A 16,445-nucleotide genomic window follows, 5' to 3' on the forward strand; every position below is an offset into this window, starting at 1 on the left:
CCCCCGAGAGAAAGAGGACACCAATGAAACGCACTTTCACAGCAGCACTTGCCACCGTCGCCTCCGCCGCGCTCGTCGCGTGCGGCACGCCCGCTGAGGACTCCACGGTCACCGTGACCGCCACCCCGGAGCAGAACACCGAGGTCGTCTCCTCCCCGGCGCCCGCCACCCCGGCCGGCGCGGACAGCAACCAGGCTGCCGAGCAGCGCGCCGCGCAGCTTCCCGCGAGCGTTTCCGGCTACACGGACGAGGCTCGCCAGGAGCTTGCCGACGAAGGCGTGACCGAAGCCGAGGTTGACCGCGTCCTGCAGGCCGCGAACAACAACGAGGCTGGCGTCGAGGTCGACTACGACGACGACGGCTACTACGAGATCGAGTTCCAGGGCATCGAGATCTATATCCTGCCCGATGGAACGGTGACCAACGTCGACCGTTAGGGCGTCGTTACGCATTTTGCCCCTCCACCTGCGTGTTGTAGGCTGGGGGGGTTGCTTGACGCAACGACCCTCCTGCCATCGCTAATCGGCGATGGCCGAAACCATAAACAGACCATAGGAGGTGATGAGGTCCGTGCGTCACTACGAAGTAATGATTATCCTCGATCCGCAGCAGGATGAACGCACCGTTGCCCCGTCCCTGGATAAGTTCCTGGAGATCGTCCGCAAGGACAACGGCACGGTTGAAAGAGTTGATGTGTGGGGTAAGCGCCGTCTTGCCTACCCGATCAACAAGAAGGAAGAGGGCGTCTACGCCGTCGTTGACCTCGACTGCTCTGCCGAGACAGTTGCAGAGCTCGACCGCGTTCTGAACCTCAACGAAGGTGTCATGCGCACGAAGGTTCTGCGCACCGACAAGTAAGAGCGGATAGGCTCGTTACCCAAACAGTCACTTCTTCGAAAGGCTCAAGAACATGGCGCAGGGAGACACCCCCATCACCGTTGTCGGCAACCTTGTTGCCGACCCGGAACTACGCTTCACCCCCAGCGGTGCCGCAGTGGCAAACTTCCGCATCGCGTCCACCCCGCGCACGTACAACCGTGACACAAACCAGTGGGAGGACGGCGAGGCGCTGTTCTTGACCTGCAACGTCTGGCGTCAAGCAGCCGAAAACGTCGCCGAGTCCCTGACCAAGGGCATGCGCGTGATTGTCAACGGCCGCCTGAAGCAGCGTTCCTACCAGACCCGCGAGGGCGAAAACCGTACCGTTTTCGAGGTCGAAGTCGACGAGGTCGGCCCCTCCCTGAAGTACGCGACAGCTAGCGTCAACCGGACACCGCGTGAGGGCGGCTCCGGCGGATACGGCGGCGGCAACCAGGGCGGCGGCAACCAAGGAGGCTTCGGCGGCGGAAATCAAGGCGGCAACCAGGGTGGAAACCAAGGCGGTTTCTCCGGCGGGAACTCCCAGCAGGGCCAGGCCAACAGGGGCGGCAACCAGCCGCCGCAGAATGATCCGTGGAACTCCGCGCCGCCGGCAGGTGGCTTCGGTGGGATGGACGACGAGCCCCCGTTCTAAACGCTTGAACCCCGTTTACACACATCCCCATTTTCAACTTTAGGAAGGTTAGGATTCATGAAACTGATCCTCACCGCTGCCGTTGACAAGCTTGGCGAGCCCGGCGATATCGTCGAGGTCAAGGGCGGCTACGGACGCAACTTCCTGCTTCCGCGCGGATTGGCTATCCCCGCCACCCGCGGCGCAGAGAAGCAGATCGAAGACATCAAGCGCGCACAGGCTGCCCGCCAGGTGCGCGACCTGGACCACGCGAAGGAGCTGCGCGACACCCTCGACCAGCTCACCGGCGTGCAGGTCAAGGTTCGTACCTCCGAGGCCGGCAAGCTGTTCGGTTCCGTGCAGCCCGCCGACATCGCCGACGCAGTTAAGGCTGCCGGCGGCCCGGACCTGGACAAGCGCCGCATCGAGGTGCCGAAGGGTCTTGTGACCAAGACCGGTGGCTACCAGGTCAAGGTCAAGCTCCACGATGACGTGGAGGGCAAGGTGAACTTCGAGGTCGTCAGCGCCTAGCACGCAGCTTGACGACGACCGCCCAACCAGCGGTCCAACGACAACAGCATTTTAAGCGCGGGTCCCACTTGTGAGGAGTGGGGCCCGCGCTTTTTTGCTTTACGACGCCGCCGTGACGTCAATCATGAACTGGGCCACACCGACCGGGTCCGCCAGCCAATCTCGCATGGCGCGCAGCGCGTCGGTGCGTTCGAGCTCGGCGCCGTCGACAAGCTCGTCGTGCTTGATCTCGATCAGGTGCGCGCCCGGGATGGCCAGCAGGATGGGCGAGTGGGTGACCACGATGATCTGCGCACCCTGCTCAGCCAGGGCGTGCAGGTAAGACAGCAGCGCGAGCTGACGCACGGCGGACAGGCCCGCCTCGGGCTCGTCGAGCAAGTACACCCCGTCGGGGATGAAGGCTTGGACCATCTCCAGGATGGATTCACCGTGCGACATGTGGTGCAGGTTTTTCACTCCCGGGCCGTCGCTGCCGAGCCTGGTTGCCTGGGCAAAGTGCATGTCCCCGCGCAGGAAGTAGCCCTGCTTGGGCCTCGTCGAGCATTCGACGCGCACCGCGTGAAAGAGCACGTCGCGCTCGCCGGGCAGCCCGTCGCCGTAGGCGCCGCCGGTTACGTCGAAGCCGTATCCGCGCGCAATGGCGTTGAGCAGCGTGGACTTGCCCACGCCGTTGTCGCCGGTGATCACCGTGATGGGGTGCGATAGCTCGAGGCGCCCACGCTCGCGCAGGTGCCGGACGGCGGCGGCGTCGAAGAGCCAGGGTGGCGCTATGGGGTCGGCGCGCATGCACAGCGCCCGAATGAAGGGGCCGTCGCTCATGGCTGCACCATGAACTTCGCTGTGCCGACGGGGTCGGCGATGAATTCCTCCCACGCGCGCACGGCCTCGGTTTCGTCGAAAACGGCGGAGGTGATGCCCCCGGGGCCGACTTCGCGCAGGCTCGCGCCGGGAATGCCGAGCAGCACAGGCGAGTGGGTCGACATGAGGATCTGCGCGCCCGACGCTGCGAGGTGGTACACCATGCCGAGCAGCTCGAGCTGGGCGAACACGGACAACCCGTCCTCGGGCTCGTCGAGGATGAGCAGGGATTCCGGGCCGAAGCGGTTGCGGAAGATCTCCATCAGCCCCTGCCCGTGGCTGAGCCGGGTGATTTTAGAAAGCGGGTCGCCAGCAAGCGATGCGTGATATTCCGCAAGCTGCGCGTAGGTCTCACCGCGCAGGAAGTAGACGTCCTTGGGGTTTCGTGACCGGGTGATCACCAGGTGCTCCCAGAGGGAGGAGACGGAGTTCGACACGCTGGAAAACCGCGCGTTGCGCGACCCGCCCTCCGGGTTGGCCCCCACCGCTGCCGCGATTGCCTCGATGAGGGTGGATTTCCCAGCGCCGTTCTCACCGGTGATGATGGTGATGGGGGTGGTCAGCTGCAAGGGGGCGTCGATAAGCGAGCGCACCACATCGAGCGAGGACAGGTAGCCGCCGGGCTCGCCGGCGATGCGTACCTTGTCCACAAACATGGGGCCCATTGTAGGGCGCGTGGCTTACTCGGCGTGCGGGACGATCACGGCGCGGCCGGAGATCTCGCCGTCCACCAGCGCCTGGTAGGCCTCGAGCGCTTTATCCAGCGGGTAGGTGGTCACCTGCGGCTCGATCTGGCCCGCCTTGTACATATCCACGACTTCGTGGAGCTCCTCGACGGTGCCCCAGTAGGTGTTCACCAGCTCCGCCTCGTACGGCGTGCTCAGAAACGCCCACTCGTAGGGCGATTGGTTGCCGATGCCGACGATGGTGACGCGTCCCTGGCGCGCCACCGAGCGCATCGCCGTGGTCACGGTCGCGCCGATGCCGACGAAGTCGAACGCGGCGTTGACGCCATTGCCGCCCGTGATCTCACGGATCCGCTCGACCTGGCCCTCGCCACCAGCAACGGGGATGGCGCCGCGCTTCTCAGCCTGTGCCATCGCGTCTTCCTTCATATCGGTGGCGATGATGGTGGCGCCGGTGAGTGCCTTAAGGATCTGCACGCCGATCAACCCCAGGCCGCCGAGGCCGATGACGAGCGCGTACTTTCCACCGCCGTTGAGGTGCGGCAAGGCGAGCTTGATGGCGTGGTAGGGCGTCAGCGCAGCGTCGGCAAGCGGCGCGGCGTTAATCGGGTCGGCGTCGCCGAGCGGCACGAGGTTGCGCGCCGGGACGACGACGTACTCGGCCATGCCGCCGTCGCGCCCGAGGCCGATTCCGGCGTAGTCCATTTCGGCCGCGTTCTCGCAGTAGGTGTCCTGGCCGCGGGTGCAGGCGCGGCAGATGCCGCAGCCAACGGGGCCGTAGACGAGGTAGGCGGCGCCGAGCTCGATGCCGGCAACACCCTCGCCGAGCTCCTCGGCCCAGCCGGTGTTCTCGTGCCCAAGGGTGAATTCCGGGTCCATCTGCGGGTTAAGGCCCTCGTCGAACTCGTTGAAGATGGCCACGTCGGAGTGACAGGCTCCTGCGCCGGCGACCTTCAACAGGACCTCTCCGGGGCCCGGGGTGGGCTTGTCTACGTCTTTAAATTCGGGGAAGGTGTGGTACCCGATGTGGCGGACGGCTTTCATGTCTGGCTCCTGTCTGTGTTTGTGGACAAAATCTTTTGCCCACTTGCCAGGCTACCGAAAAACCGCAGGTGAAAGCGGTTGTTCTCAATGGCTGCCCCAGCCCGAAAACCTGTGGATAAGCGCCCATCGCGCACTCGCTTCAGGGCAGTTAGCTGCTTTTCAACGCTCTGTCAAACCAGCAGGTGGACGGGGTTATCCACTATTACCGCACTCCCGTAGCACGGTGAATATAAAACGTTTAACGTGCGCGTTTGGGAAGAAACCGCAGGATAGGCTGCGGTCTATCCACACGTTGTCCACAGGTGTTGTGCCTAGGTGTGGATCCCGACCCGTCCGACGGGTAGTTTGTGCACAGACCCTGTGGATAACTAAATGTCTGGGCCCGAACGCGGTCAGGGGCGTCGGAGGCGGCCTGTAAGATCAGGGCCGGTTCAACCAAACGGTAGGGAAGGTGCGCGATGGCAGCAGGTGACGGGGCCGCGAGCTTCGACGATGATTACGTGGTTCCCCCAGAGCCCGAAGACGATGTCGCGGATTCTTCCCGCAGCGGGTCAAGCCGTTACCGCGGCGGGTCGAACTTCAACCGCTCGCGCGATGACCTGCGCGAGTACCGTCAGCCGCCGCACGATGAGCGCGCCGAGCGCGGCGTGATCGGCGCGATGCTGCTCAGCCCCGACACCATCATCGAAGTCTCCAACGAGCTGCGGGCCGAGGACTTCTACTTCCCCTCCCACCAGCTGATTTTCAGCGCAATCCTGCAGCTCTTCTCAGGCGGCGCCAACGTCGACGTCCTCATTGTCGCGGGGCAGCTCGACAGGCTCAACCAGCTCGAGCGCGTCGGCGGCGCACCCTACCTGCACACCTTGATCTCCGAGGTGCCCACGGCGGCGAACGCCCGCTACTATGCCGAAATTGTCGCCGAGAAGTCGCTGCTGCGGCAGCTGGTCAACGCTGGTACGAACGTCGTCCAGCTCGGCTACGAGGGCGAGGAGGGCATGGAGGTCGAAGCCCTCGTCGACCGCGCCCAGCAGGAGATCTTCAACGTGTCCCGCAAGGAAGCCTCCGCGGACTATCGCGTGCTCTCCGACCTGCTGAAGCCGACGATCGACGAGCTGACCTCGATCGCCAGCGGGGGCGGGCTGGAGCTGGGCGTGCCCACCGGCTTCATCGACCTCGACGAGCTGACCAACGGCTTGCACGGAGGGCAGATGGTGATCGTCGCCGCGCGCCCCGGCGTGGGTAAGTCAACCCTGGCGCTGGACTTCATGCGTTCCTGCTCGATCAACCAGGGCAAGACGTCCGTGATCTTCTCTCTGGAGATGAGCGCCTCCGAGATAATCATGCGCATGCTGTCCGCGGAGACCGAAATCCCGCTGGCCGCCATGCGTTCCGGGCGGATGGAGGAAGCCCACTGGGAGAAGCTGACCACCCGGCTTTCCGAGATCCAGGATGCCCCGCTGTTTATCGACGACTCCCCGAACCTGACGATGATGGAGATCCGCACCAAAGCCCGCAAGTTGAAACAGCAGCACGGCCTTGACCTCGTCGTGCTGGACTACCTGCAGCTGATGAGCTCCGGGCGCAAGGTGGAGTCGCGCCAGCAGGAGGTTTCAGAGTTCTCCCGACAGCTCAAGCTGCTAGCAAAAGAACTTGAGGTCCCCGTGATCGCGATCTCGCAGCTCAACCGCGGCCCGGAGGCGCGCACGGATAAGCGCCCCCAGCTCGCGGACCTGCGCGAATCTGGCTCGCTCGAGCAGGACGCGGACATGGTGTTCCTGCTCTACCGGCCCGACTCGCAATCGCCTGACGACGAGCGCCAGGGCGAAGCCGACATCATCGTGGCCAAGCACCGCGGCGGGCCGATTGCCACGATCACGGTGGCGCACCAGCTCCACTACTCCAGGTTCGTCAACATGGCCTCGGGCGTGGTGGGGTCATCGGGCTACTAAGCAAAGGCTAACCTGCGGTGACAGGGGCGGGGAACTGGATTATTCTCGGAGTCCTACAAGTGTTCTACAAGAAGAACTCACGCGAAGGAGAAAGCAATGACTGTGCGCCGCATCAACGCCTCCGAACCGTGCGCGCGCACGGTCGCTAGCCTCGACGACGCCATCACGGTGGCCGACACCGGCAACTCCACGGTGCTCTACAACTTGCCCCGTGACATCGACGCGCTCGATGAGGCCGTGCCGAGCCGCCGTGGCCTGGGCAAGCGTCTCAAGGGCCTGTTCAGCTAGTTCAACGCTCGGCCGCGCTGCTCCGGCAGCGTAAAAGCCGCGACGCACGCGATCGCAAACGCCGCCGCGAACACGCTGAACACCGCGATCGGCCCGCGGAAATCTAAAAGCAGCGGAACGATCAGGGGGGCAATGATCGAACCGATGCGCCCGAAGGCGGCGCCTGCGCCGGTGCCCGTGGCGCGTACCGCCGTGGGGTAGAGCTCCGGGCCGATGGCGTAGAGCGCGCCCCAAGCGCCGAGGTTGAAGAACGATAGCATGCAGCCGGCGGCGATGATCTGCCACTCGGCTGATGCGAGCCCGTAGAGCACCGCCGAGACCGCCGAGCCTGCAAGGAACCCTGCCAGCGTTTTGCGTCGTCCCCACACTTCGATCAGCCAGGCAGCGGCAGCGTAGCCGGGTAGCTGGGCGATGGTGATGATCAGCGTGAAGGTGAAGGATTTCACTAGGGTGAAGCCCTGCGCTACCAGGAGCGAGGGGATCCAGATGAACGCGCCGTAGTAGGCGAGCGAGACGCAGAACCAGACGATCCAGAACGACAGGGTGCGCCCGCGCAGCGTCGGGCCCCAGATCCCACCGTGCACCGTCTCCGGGGCGGTGGCGGGCGCGGTGTCGTAGTGTTCGGGCGTGGTCTGCGCTTCGAAAGACTGAACGGTAGCTTCCGCCTCGTCGTGGCGACCGCGCGACTCGAGGAACCGGACGGACTCTGGCAGGCCCAGGCGCACGACGATGGCGTAGACCGCGGGGACCGCGCCCAAGGCGAGGCCCCAGCGCCAGCCGTCTTCCCCGCGGGCGACGACGAAGGTGCCGATGATCGCTGCGGCGATCCAGCCCACGGCCCAGAAGGCCTCGAGCAACACCACCATGCGTCCGCGCACGCGCCGCGGTGAGAACTCGCTGACCAGCGTCGAGGCCACGGGCAGTTCCCCGCCGAGGCCGAGCCCGACAACGAAGCGCAACACCATAAGCACGCCCACCGATGTGGCGAGGGCGGACGCACCCGTAGCGATGCCGTAGATGAGCAGGGTTGCGGCGAAAACTTGGCGACGCCCAAACTTGTCAGCGAGCAGGCCCCCGAGGGTGGCACCGATGGCCATCCCGATGAAGCCGATGGACGCGATCCACGACGTCGTGGTCCTGTCTAGGTCCCAGTGCACGGCAAGTGCTGCGATGATGAAGGAAACTAACCCGATGTCCATCGCGTCGAGCGCCCAGCCGATGCCGGATCCGAACAGCAGGCGTCGGTGCTTTGGCGTGACGGGCAGGCGGTCGAGCCGCTCAGCGCGCGTCACGTCGGCCGGGGTAGCGTGGTCTGGGGTCGTTGAACTCACAGACGGTCATGCTACACGCGCACGGGGCAGTCCCTGAGTCTGTCGCTCACGCTTAAAGCCTGCCGGGCGCTACTTGACCGATACAGAGCGGAAGGTGCGCAAGCGCAGCGAGTTTGCCACGACGAACACGGAGGAAAACGCCATCGCGATTCCAGCGAGCATCGGGTTGAGGAACCCGGCCGCGGCGACGGGGATGAGCACCACGTTGTAGGCGAACGCCCAGAAGAGGTTGCCCTTGATCGTGCCCAGTGTGCGCCGGGAAAGCCTGATGGCGTCGACGATGGCGACGAGCGAGTCGTGCATGACGGTGATGTCGGAGGCCTCGATCGCCACGTCGGCCCCGGCGCCCATGGACAGGCCGAGGTCGGCTTGTGCGAGCGCCGCCGCGTCGTTGACGCCGTCGCCCACCATAGCCACGCGCCGTCCGGCGTCTTGGAGCTCCTTGACGGCGGTGACCTTGCCCTCTGGCATCACTCCGGCGGTCACGGAGCCGGGGGCGATGCCGACCTCCGCGGCCACGGCGCGGGCAGCGCCGGCGTTGTCACCGGTGAGCATGTGCGGCTCTAAGCCGAGCTCGCGCAACTGCGCGATCGCGGCGGCGGAGCTGGGCTTGACGGTGTCGCGCACCGAGATAATCCCGGCAATGTCCCCGTCAACCTCGACGACCACGGCGGTTGCCCCCGCTTCTTGCGCGGCGCGAAACGCCGGATCCAGGGTGCCCAGCGCGCTGGCGGGGCGTCCTACGCGCACGGTGCGGGCATCGATACGTGCGCTCACCCCGTACCCAGCCTCGTTGCTAAACGACGTCGCCACGGGCACGTTGCTGGCGGCGTCGACAATCGCGCGGGCGATGGGGTGCTCGGAGCCCGCCTCCACCGCCGCGGCGAGCGAGAGCACATCCGCTTCCTCCCACCCAGGTGCGGCGGTGACGCGGTCCAGCCCCATGTCGCCGGTGGTGATCGTGCCAGTTTTATCCAGCACGATGGTGTCCACCTGGCGGGTGGATTCCAACACCTCGGGGCCCTTGATCAGCAGGCCCAGCTGAGCACCGCGGCCGGTGCCGACGAGGATCGCCGTGGGCGTGGCCAGGCCGAGCGCGCAGGGGCAGGCGATGATGAGCACGGCCACCGCGGCGGTGAAGGCCTCCACCGTGTCGCGGCCGGCAACGAGGTGGACGATCAGCGAGATCACGGCGATGGCGATGACCGTGGGTATGAAGACGCGCGAGATGCGATCAACGAGCCGCTCGACCGGGGCCTTGCCGGCCTGGGCGTCGGTGACAAGCTTGGCGATGTGCGCGAGCACCGTCTCCGAGCCGACGCGGGTCGCCTCGACGATGAGGCGCCCGGACGTGTTGACGGTGGCCCCGGTGACGGCGTCGCCCTCGGCGACCTCAACGGGGACGGATTCGCCGGTGAGCATGGATTCGTCCACGGCCGAGCGCCCGGAAATGACCCGGCCGTCCGTGGGAATCTTCTCGCCGGGCCGGACCACGAAGCGGTCGCCGACGGCGAGCTGGTCGGCGGGGATACGCACCTCAGCGCCGTCTTTGAGCACGGCCGCTTCCTTTGCGCCCATGCTCAGAAGGTCGCGCAGCGCCTGCGAGGACCGCCCCTTCGCCCTGACCTCGAACCACCGCCCGAGCAGGAGGAACGTGATGACAACGCAGACGGTCTCTAAGTAAATCTCGTCCATCGCCGAGTGCGCCTCGCCCGGAAGCAGGCTCATCTCCATGGTCATCCCGGGCTCGCCGGCGTTGCCGATGAAAAGCGCCCACACCGACCACAGGTACGCCGCCGAGGTGCCGAGCGTGATCAGCGTGTCCATTGTCGTCGTGCCGTGGCGCAGGTTGATCAGGGTGTTGCGGTGGAAGACCGCGCCACCTGCGAAAAACACCAGCGTTGTCGCGGCAAGCGCCGCCCACTGCCAGTTGAGAAACTGCCAGGCCGGGATCATGGAGACGAGCATCACCGGCAGCGAGATGATCGCGCACCAAATCACGGTAAACCGCAGCTGGGCCGCCGAGCGCTCGCGCGCGTCATCGCGGGCATCGCTTGACGACGCCCCCTCGACCTCATCGGAGCTCGCCTCGGCGCTCATCGCGAACGCGTCGTAGCCTGCGCCGCGGATGGTGCTGATCAGCGTCTCCGTATCGGCCTTGGAGGGGTCGAAGTCGACCGTGGCGGTTTCGGTGGAGTAGTTGACTGTCGCCTCGACGCCGTCGAGCTTGTTCAGCTTGCGCTGCACGCGCGAGGAGCACGACGTGCAGGTCATGCCTGTTACGCCGAGCTGGAGGTGCTCGAGGGCTGGGAGATTCGGGGCGGTCATACCACTTACCCTATACCCCTGGGGGGTATGACTCAAGGACTAGGCCAGCGAATACCCGGCCTCGTGCACGGCCTTGGAGATCTCCTCCGCAGAAAAACCCTCGCCCGTCACCTCGAGCACCCCGGTGGAGTGATCCACCGTGGCGCCGGTGACGCCGGCGACCTCAAGCACTTCTTCCTTAACGCTGGCCTCGCAGTGGCCACAGGTCATTCCCTCTACGTTGAACTGGCGAACTGCCATTGCTCTTAAACCCTTTCGCTGATCCTGCATCGGTGTTACGTGACTGCCATGGTAACCGGGAATACCGACGAGGTTGTTAGGGTTGGAACCAAGTGAACTGACACGTTCAGACAAACCAACCTTTTAAGGAGACACTTTCATGGCAACCATCGACGTCACCGAGGACACTTTCGAGCAGACCGTTTCCGCTGAGGGAACCGTTATCGTCGACGCGTGGGCGGAATGGTGCGGGCCCTGCAAGGCGTTCGCCCCGACCTTCGAGAAGGTCTCCGAGGCGCACCCGGACGCCACCTTTGCCAAGCTGGACACTGAGGCAAACCCGCAGATCGCGGCAGCGCTGGAGATCCAGGCGATCCCCACCCTGATGGCGTTTCGTGACGGCATCATGGTCTTCCGCCAGTCCGGTGCTCTGCCCCCGGCAGCGTTCGAGGACCTTGTCAGCCAGGTGCAGGCTCTTGATATGGACGAGGTCCGCCGCCAGATCGCCGAGCAGAACATCAATCAGGCGTAACTGCCAAGCGGCCACCTGCAAGCCCGAGCGCACCCACCGACAACGTGGTGGGTGCGCTTTTTTGCGTAGACTAGGACCCTGTTAGCTACCGATGAAAGGATTGATAGCCATGGCAAACCCGTTCAGCAAGGGCTGGAAGTACTTGATGCAGTCCTTCGACACCAAGATTGATGAGAACGCGGATCCGAAGGTCCAGATCCAGCAGGCCGTCGAGGGTGCGAAGAAGCAGCACGCGGAGCTGAGCCAGCACGCGGCGAACATTATCGGCAACCGCAACCAGCTGCAGATGAAGCTTGAACGCCTGCTCAAATCTCAGGAGGACCTGCAGCAGAAGGCGCGCACCGCGCTTCAGGCTGCGGACAAGGCATCCGCCGAGGGTGACGCCGAGAAGGCCCAGCAGTACAACGACACCGCGGAGGTCATCGCCTCCCAGCTGGTTTCCGTCGAGCAGGATCTGGAGCAGACGAAGCAGGCCCACGCCGCCGCCGAGCAGGCCGCGTCCGAGGCGCAGCAGAAGCAGAAGGAATCGGAGGCGCGGCTCCAGGAGCAGCTAGGACAGGTTTCGCAGCTTGAGTCGCAGCTGAACCAGGCGAAGATGCAGGAGCAGACCGTCTCCGCCATGGATTCGATGAACCAGTTCGGCGGCAGCGATAACGTGCCGACGCTCGATGGGGTGCGCGACAAGATTGAGCGTCGTTACGCGGACGCGCTCGGCGCCCAGGAGCTGGCGAAGGGCTCCATGACGGATCGCGTCGCGGAAATCGAATCCGCCGGCAGCGACATCGCCGCCTCCAGCCGTCTCGCAGAAATCCGCGCCTCTATGGGCACGCCGGAGATCGAGGCGCCAGCGGACGAAGTTGATGCCGATAAGGGCGACGTCGAAAAGGGCGACGAGCCGAAATAGAGCGAAAAGCGGGCCTGGCGGTGATTTCTTCCGTCAGACCCGCTTTTTCGTGCCCTAGTGCCCTAGCGGCGGTGAATGCTCAGCAGCACTCCGCGTATTCCGGAGTGAAAACCATCGCGCAGGTTGACGCGCTGGTGTTCGCTGAGCGTGTATTCGTGCAGGGTTTCGCACGCGAACTGCAGAAGTGGCCGGTCGATCTCGGGCGGCAGACCGCCGCCGGATAGGACGTGGGCTTTGTCGCGCTGCTCGGCGGAAGCGGCGTTGTCGTACCACCACGTCGCGTACTGTTGGCCCACCTCAAACGGCGTTTGGAACCCGGCGGACGTCCACACCTCCTCAGGGAGCGGGACGTAGCGCGACCGCAGCTTGCGACGTGGCGCCATCATCGACGGCTTCGGGGTGGGTTTCGGCGAGCTGCTCGCGACGTCGAGCGGCGACGGGCCGTCCGGCTGCCTGCGGCCACCGGGCTTGTTGGCCTCGTTGGTTGCCTCGACCTCGGCCTCGGAGGGCTCGTCGCAAGGGTCCGGTGCGGAGCGGTCGGTCGGCTCCTCGACTTCAGTGGCCGGCGTCTCCACCGGCTGTTCGACGGGTTTGGCCTGCTCTTCGGGCATCTCCTCGTCGTGTTGCAAGGGGTCTGGCGCGAATCCGGGGACGACCGTGGGGCCGAGGTCGCCGTCGATCGGCTCGGCGTCGTTAAGCGGGCGCTCACGGATGATGGGCGGCAACGGGCCCTCGAGGACCTGAAGCTGCATGGCGTCCGCGAAATCTTCGCGGGGATCGAGGATGGTTGTCGAGTCGCAGGAATGGCGCAGCGCGGTCGACATCGAATCCCAGCCGAACCCGTAGAGGTGCACGCGGACACCGAAGCCCGTCGCTTCCTCCACCCCCGGGATCATGTCCGCGTCGCCCGAAAGCAGGACGAAGTCCGTGAACTGCTGGCGAGAAGCGTTGACGACGAGGTCTGCGACGAGGCGCGTGTCGACGCCCTTTTGCGTACGTCGCTCACCCCACTCGATGAGCTGCCCGGTCCGCAGTTGCACGCCATCGCATGTGCGCAGAGCGCGCTGGTAGCGGTGCGGGCCCGAATCGGGGATGCCGTCGTACCAGTATTGGCGGTGAACTGGTTGGTGGAGCTGGTGCGAGATCATGCCACCGAGGGTGGCCACCACCTCCGGGAGGTCGATTTCTAACTGTGCGCGGGCGCCGATTTCCCACGAGTTGTAAAAGCTCGCGAGTAAATATGAAGTGTCGACGAACACGAGTGTGCGTTCAAGCATGGCTCCTAAATTCTGAATCTTTGGTTCTAAATCTGTATTTGTCCACTCCCAGTGTGCCTTATCCATGTCCCACTAGTCACGGCGCATGCCGTGAACTGGGCGGATGTGGAATTTGCAGCTGGTTGTACCTTCTCAACGAATAACCGAGCGGATTCGTTCCAACGCGGTATGGTTAGTTAGTCAACTAACTAACCTTGGGCGAAGCGAGGTGCTTGTGAACCTGGATATCGAGCCGCTTTACGCGCAGGTGGCCACCTTCATTCAAGACCTCATCATGGAGGGCTCTGTAAAGCCCGGACAGCGAGCGCCCTCTACCAACGAGCTCGCAACGTTTCACGAAATCAATCCCGCCACCGCGCGAAAAGGCTTGAGCTTGCTTGTCGACGACGGCGTGTTGGAGAAGCGACGGGGCATAGGAATGTTTGTCACTCCGCAGGCTCGGGAGGTGATCCTTGCGCAGCGTCGCGAGGGATTCGCCGGCGATTTCATCGCGCCCATGATTGATGAAGCGCTGCGCCTGGGGTACTCCGCCCACGACTTGAGAGACCTCGTTGGCCGCGTTGCTGCAAGCCGTGGCATGTATCGTTAAAACCCTGTTTTGCCTGGGGGTTTGTGTTTGGTTGTGGGGGTGTGTAACTTTGTGTGAGTCAGCGAGACCGACAACGCCCCGCCGGAGTGAGTTCTGGTGAGATGGCGGACAGGAAAACTACCGCTGGTGCCTCCTTTGATTGGTTGCGATTAGTGTCGCGGCTGGTTGGGTGTGCGTGTGTTGTGTGAGAACTCGATAGTGTGCCAATGTACTTTTTTGTTTTTGTTTGTGGTTTGTTGTGGTGTGCATTGTGGCGTGCCTGGCCTGCACTGTGGTGTGGGTGGGTGTGTGCTGGTGGTGGTGTCGTGAACCTTTGATGGCGATGTCACCCTGTGGCGCATGTTTTGTGTCATGGTGTGCGGTTTGATCGTAATGAATCGCGGGTGTGGCCCTGTTTGGTGCGTGGGTTGTGTGGTTTTCCTCGTCGGATGCGCATGGTCTGTGTTGGGGTTGCACGGTAAATATTTTTTGAATTGAAGGTTTTGCCAGTACTGCCTCGCGGGTTTTTCTTGTGGGGTGGTGTGGTTTGTTTTTGTTGGGTTTGGGCTTTTCACGAGTTCTGAATTTCTTCTTTTTTGTGGAGAGTTTGATCCTGGCTCAGGATGAACGCTGGCGGCGTGCTTAACACATGCAAGTCGAACGGAAAGGCCACAGCTTGCTGTGGTACTCGAGTGGCGAACGGGTGAGTAACACGTGGGTGATCTGCCCTGTACTTCGGGATAAGCTTGGGAAACTGGGTCTAATACCGGATAGGAATCACATGTGGGTGTGTGGTTGGAAAGCTTTTGCGGTATGGGATGAGCTCGCGGCCTATCAGCTTGTTGGTGGGGTAATGGCCTACCAAGGCGTCGACGGGTAGCCGGCCTGAGAGGGTGTACGGCCACATTGGGACTGAGATACGGCCCAGACTCCTACGGGAGGCAGCAGTGGGGAATATTGCACAATGGGCGCAAGCCTGATGCAGCGACGCCGCGTGGGGGATGACGGCCTTCGGGTTGTAAACTCCTTTCGTCAGGGACGAAGCGAAAGTGACGGTACCTGGATAAGAAGCACCGGCTAACTACGTGCCAGCAGCCGCGGTAATACGTAGGGTGCGAGCGTTGTCCGGAATTACTGGGCGTAAAGAGCTCGTAGGTGGTTTGTCGCGTCGTTTGTGTAAGTCCACGGCTTAACTGTGGGATGGCAGGCGATACGGGCATAACTTGAGTGCTGTAGGGGAGACTGGAATTCCTGGTGTAGCGGTGAAATGCGCAGATATCAGGAGGAACACCGATGGCGAAGGCAGGTCTCTGGGCAGTAACTGACGCTGAGGAGCGAAAGCATGGGTAGCGAACAGGATTAGATACCCTGGTAGTCCATGCCGTAAACGGTGGGCGCTAGGTGTGAGTCCCTTCCACGGGGTTCGTGCCGTAGCTAACGCATTAAGCGCCCCGCCTGGGGAGTACGGCCGCAAGGCTAAAACTCAAAGGAATTGACGGGGGCCCGCACAAGCGGCGGAGCATGTGGATTAATTCGATGCAACGCGAAGAACCTTACCTGGGCTTGACATACACCAGATCGGCGCAGAGATGCGTTTTCCCTTGTGGTTGGTGTACAGGTGGTGCATGGTTGTCGTCAGCTCGTGTCGTGAGATGTTGGGTTAAGTCCCGCAACGAGCGCAACCCTTGTCTTATGTTGCCAGCACGTGATGGTGGGGACTCATGAGAGACTGCCGGGGTTAACTCGGAGGAAGGTGGGGATGACGTCAAATCATCATGCCCCTTATGTCCAGGGCTTCACACATGCTACAATGGTCGGTACAACGCGTGTGCGACACTGTGAGGTGAAGCTAATCGCTCTAAAGCCGGTCGTAGTTCGGATTGGGGTCTGCAACTCGACCCCATGAAGTCGGAGTCGCTAGTAATCGCAGATCAGCAACGCTGCGGTGAATACGTTCCCGGGCCTTGTACACACCGCCCGTCACGTCATGAAAGTTGGTAACACCCGAAGCCAGTGGCCTAAACCTGTTAGGGAGCTGTCGAAGGTGGGATCGGCGATTGGGACGAAGTCGTAACAAGGTAGCCGTACCGGAAGGTGCGGCTGGATCACCTCCTTTCTAAGGAGCTTATATTTTTTACACACCACACTTATTCTGACTGTGTTGGGGTGTGTGGTGTGGTGGTTGAGGTGCCGAGTGTGTGCCTGCCACCTGTTTTTTAATTGAAATGTCCAGTTGTGGAGACACCCGCTACTGGCACGTGGGGTGCTACTTCGATGGTGGGCCTGTGATGCGTGTTGGTGGTGTGTGGGTGCGCCACGTGTTGGTGTGCACTGAATGTGATGAACCGTGTGAAGCAAACAAAAACGCGTACGGCTGGCACCTACTCTGCTGTTTTTTGTGGTGGTTGGGTGTGGTTGTGTGGGAAGTTGTTGGCATG

At 63.2% G+C, this 16,445-nt stretch carries 16 protein-coding genes and 1 rRNA gene; 10 read left to right on the forward strand and 7 right to left on the reverse strand.

Features of this window, described 5'->3' with window-relative positions:
- Positions 1-23 precede the first annotated feature (23 nt).
- The 4 genes from E3227_RS04465 (at position 24) to rplI (ending at position 2,023) form a co-directional block, all read left to right on the forward strand.
- Positions 24-437 carry a hypothetical protein gene (locus tag E3227_RS04465; protein ID WP_144317687.1) on the forward strand — a complete coding sequence of 138 codons (414 nt, stop codon included), beginning with the start codon at positions 24-26 and terminating at the stop codon, positions 435-437.
- A 133-nt stretch (positions 438-570) separates the two neighbouring features.
- Positions 571-858 (forward strand): 30S ribosomal protein S6, encoded by a 288-nt coding sequence (gene rpsF / locus E3227_RS04470; RefSeq protein WP_186309930.1) that lies wholly within the window; start codon positions 571-573, stop codon positions 856-858.
- A 52-nt stretch (positions 859-910) separates the two neighbouring features.
- The gene (locus tag E3227_RS04475) at positions 911-1,513 is read left to right on the forward strand and encodes a single-stranded DNA-binding protein (RefSeq protein ID WP_144317689.1); all 603 of its coding nucleotides are present in this window, start codon (positions 911-913) and stop codon (positions 1,511-1,513) included.
- A gap of 57 nt (positions 1,514-1,570) precedes the next feature.
- Positions 1,571-2,023: a 50S ribosomal protein L9 gene (gene rplI / locus E3227_RS04480; protein WP_136649661.1), complete on the forward strand. Its 453-nt coding sequence runs from the start codon at positions 1,571-1,573 to the stop codon at positions 2,021-2,023.
- Positions 2,024-2,122: 99 nt separating this feature from the next.
- On the opposite strand, the gene E3227_RS04485 is transcribed toward rplI, so the two are convergent.
- The 3 genes from E3227_RS04485 to E3227_RS04495 are packed head-to-tail and all read right to left on the reverse strand — an operon-like array spanning position 2,123 to position 4,611.
- The gene (locus E3227_RS04485) at positions 2,123-2,842 is read right to left on the reverse strand and encodes an AAA family ATPase (RefSeq protein WP_136649660.1); all 720 of its coding nucleotides are present in this window, start codon (positions 2,840-2,842) and stop codon (positions 2,123-2,125) included.
- On the reverse strand, positions 2,839-3,537 hold the full coding sequence (locus E3227_RS04490) for an AAA family ATPase (protein WP_136649659.1): 699 nt from the start codon (positions 3,535-3,537) through the stop codon (positions 2,839-2,841). Before E3227_RS04490 ends, E3227_RS04485 begins: the two co-directional genes overlap by 4 nt.
- Before the next feature lie 24 nt (positions 3,538-3,561).
- On the reverse strand, positions 3,562-4,611 hold the full coding sequence (locus tag E3227_RS04495; RefSeq protein WP_136649658.1) for an NAD(P)-dependent alcohol dehydrogenase: 1,050 nt from the start codon (positions 4,609-4,611) through the stop codon (positions 3,562-3,564).
- Between the two features lie 458 nt (positions 4,612-5,069).
- On the opposite strand from E3227_RS04495, the gene dnaB reads away from it, so the two are divergent.
- Together dnaB and E3227_RS04505 are read left to right on the forward strand one after the other, a co-directional pair.
- Positions 5,070-6,560 carry a replicative DNA helicase gene (gene dnaB, locus E3227_RS04500; RefSeq protein ID WP_136649657.1) on the forward strand — a complete coding sequence of 497 codons (1,491 nt, stop codon included), beginning with the start codon at positions 5,070-5,072 and terminating at the stop codon, positions 6,558-6,560.
- A 96-nt stretch (positions 6,561-6,656) separates the two neighbouring features.
- Positions 6,657-6,848, forward strand: a complete 192-nt coding sequence (locus tag E3227_RS04505) for a hypothetical protein (protein ID WP_136649656.1) — start codon at positions 6,657-6,659, stop codon at positions 6,846-6,848.
- Here E3227_RS04505 and E3227_RS04510 read toward each other — a convergent pair.
- The 3 genes from E3227_RS04510 to E3227_RS04520 form a co-directional block, all read right to left on the reverse strand.
- Entirely contained in the window at positions 6,845-8,179 is a 1,335-nt protein-coding gene (locus E3227_RS04510) for an MFS transporter (protein ID WP_144317690.1), read from the reverse strand. The genes E3227_RS04505 and E3227_RS04510 overlap by 4 nt on opposite strands.
- A 69-nt stretch (positions 8,180-8,248) precedes the next feature.
- Positions 8,249-10,507: a heavy metal translocating P-type ATPase gene (locus E3227_RS04515; protein ID WP_144317691.1), complete on the reverse strand. Its 2,259-nt coding sequence runs from the start codon at positions 10,505-10,507 to the stop codon at positions 8,249-8,251.
- A 39-nt stretch (positions 10,508-10,546) separates the two neighbouring features.
- Positions 10,547-10,747, reverse strand: coding sequence for a heavy-metal-associated domain-containing protein (locus tag E3227_RS04520; RefSeq protein WP_006841241.1), 201 nt, complete (start codon positions 10,745-10,747; stop codon positions 10,547-10,549).
- Between the two features lie 139 nt (positions 10,748-10,886).
- On the opposite strand from E3227_RS04520, the gene trxA reads away from it, so the two are divergent.
- Both trxA and E3227_RS04530 read left to right on the forward strand, forming a co-directional pair.
- Positions 10,887-11,258, forward strand: coding sequence for a thioredoxin (gene trxA / locus E3227_RS04525; RefSeq protein ID WP_144317692.1), 372 nt, complete (start codon positions 10,887-10,889; stop codon positions 11,256-11,258).
- Positions 11,259-11,367: 109 nt separating this feature from the next.
- On the forward strand, positions 11,368-12,162 hold the full coding sequence (locus tag E3227_RS04530) for a PspA/IM30 family protein (RefSeq protein ID WP_170228627.1): 795 nt from the start codon (positions 11,368-11,370) through the stop codon (positions 12,160-12,162).
- Positions 12,163-12,224: 62 nt separating this feature from the next.
- Here E3227_RS04530 and E3227_RS04535 read toward each other — a convergent pair whose 3' ends face one another.
- Positions 12,225-13,439 carry an NYN domain-containing protein gene (locus E3227_RS04535; protein WP_144317694.1) on the reverse strand — a complete coding sequence of 405 codons (1,215 nt, stop codon included), beginning with the start codon at positions 13,437-13,439 and terminating at the stop codon, positions 12,225-12,227.
- A 214-nt stretch (positions 13,440-13,653) separates the two neighbouring features.
- On the opposite strand from E3227_RS04535, the gene E3227_RS04540 reads away from it, so the two are divergent.
- Both E3227_RS04540 and E3227_RS04545 read left to right on the forward strand, forming a co-directional pair.
- On the forward strand, positions 13,654-14,028 hold the full coding sequence (locus E3227_RS04540; protein ID WP_144317695.1) for a GntR family transcriptional regulator: 375 nt from the start codon (positions 13,654-13,656) through the stop codon (positions 14,026-14,028).
- A gap of 574 nt (positions 14,029-14,602) precedes the next feature.
- Positions 14,603-16,123, forward strand: a 16S ribosomal RNA gene (locus E3227_RS04545).
- The last annotated feature ends 322 nt before the right edge of the window (positions 16,124-16,445 follow it).

It is taken from the genome of Corynebacterium sanguinis (assembly GCF_007641235.1).
GTDB lineage: Bacteria > Actinomycetota > Actinomycetes > Mycobacteriales > Mycobacteriaceae > Corynebacterium > Corynebacterium sanguinis.

Bases quoted from the DNA above. Each gene is read 5' to 3' on its own strand.
- E3227_RS04465 (WP_144317687.1), top strand. From the start codon at position 24: ATGAAACGCACTTTCACAGCAGCACTTGCCACCGTCGCCTCCGCCGCG.
- E3227_RS04475 (WP_144317689.1), top strand. From the start codon at position 911: ATGGCGCAGGGAGACACCCCCATCACCGTTGTCGGCAACCTTGTTGCC.
- rplI (WP_136649661.1), top strand. From the start codon at position 1,571: ATGAAACTGATCCTCACCGCTGCCGTTGACAAGCTTGGCGAGCCCGGC.
- E3227_RS04485 (WP_136649660.1), bottom strand. From the start codon at position 2,842: ATGAGCGACGGCCCCTTCATTCGGGCGCTGTGCATGCGCGCCGACCCC.
- E3227_RS04490 (WP_136649659.1), bottom strand. From the start codon at position 3,537: ATGTTTGTGGACAAGGTACGCATCGCCGGCGAGCCCGGCGGCTACCTG.
- E3227_RS04495 (WP_136649658.1), bottom strand. From the start codon at position 4,611: ATGAAAGCCGTCCGCCACATCGGGTACCACACCTTCCCCGAATTTAAA.
- dnaB (WP_136649657.1), top strand. From the start codon at position 5,070: ATGGCAGCAGGTGACGGGGCCGCGAGCTTCGACGATGATTACGTGGTT.
- E3227_RS04505 (WP_136649656.1), top strand. From the start codon at position 6,657: ATGACTGTGCGCCGCATCAACGCCTCCGAACCGTGCGCGCGCACGGTC.
- E3227_RS04515 (WP_144317691.1), bottom strand. From the start codon at position 10,507: ATGACCGCCCCGAATCTCCCAGCCCTCGAGCACCTCCAGCTCGGCGTA.
- E3227_RS04520 (WP_006841241.1), bottom strand. From the start codon at position 10,747: ATGGCAGTTCGCCAGTTCAACGTAGAGGGAATGACCTGTGGCCACTGC.
- trxA (WP_144317692.1), top strand. From the start codon at position 10,887: ATGGCAACCATCGACGTCACCGAGGACACTTTCGAGCAGACCGTTTCC.
- E3227_RS04530 (WP_170228627.1), top strand. From the start codon at position 11,368: ATGGCAAACCCGTTCAGCAAGGGCTGGAAGTACTTGATGCAGTCCTTC.
- E3227_RS04535 (WP_144317694.1), bottom strand. From the start codon at position 13,439: ATGCTTGAACGCACACTCGTGTTCGTCGACACTTCATATTTACTCGCG.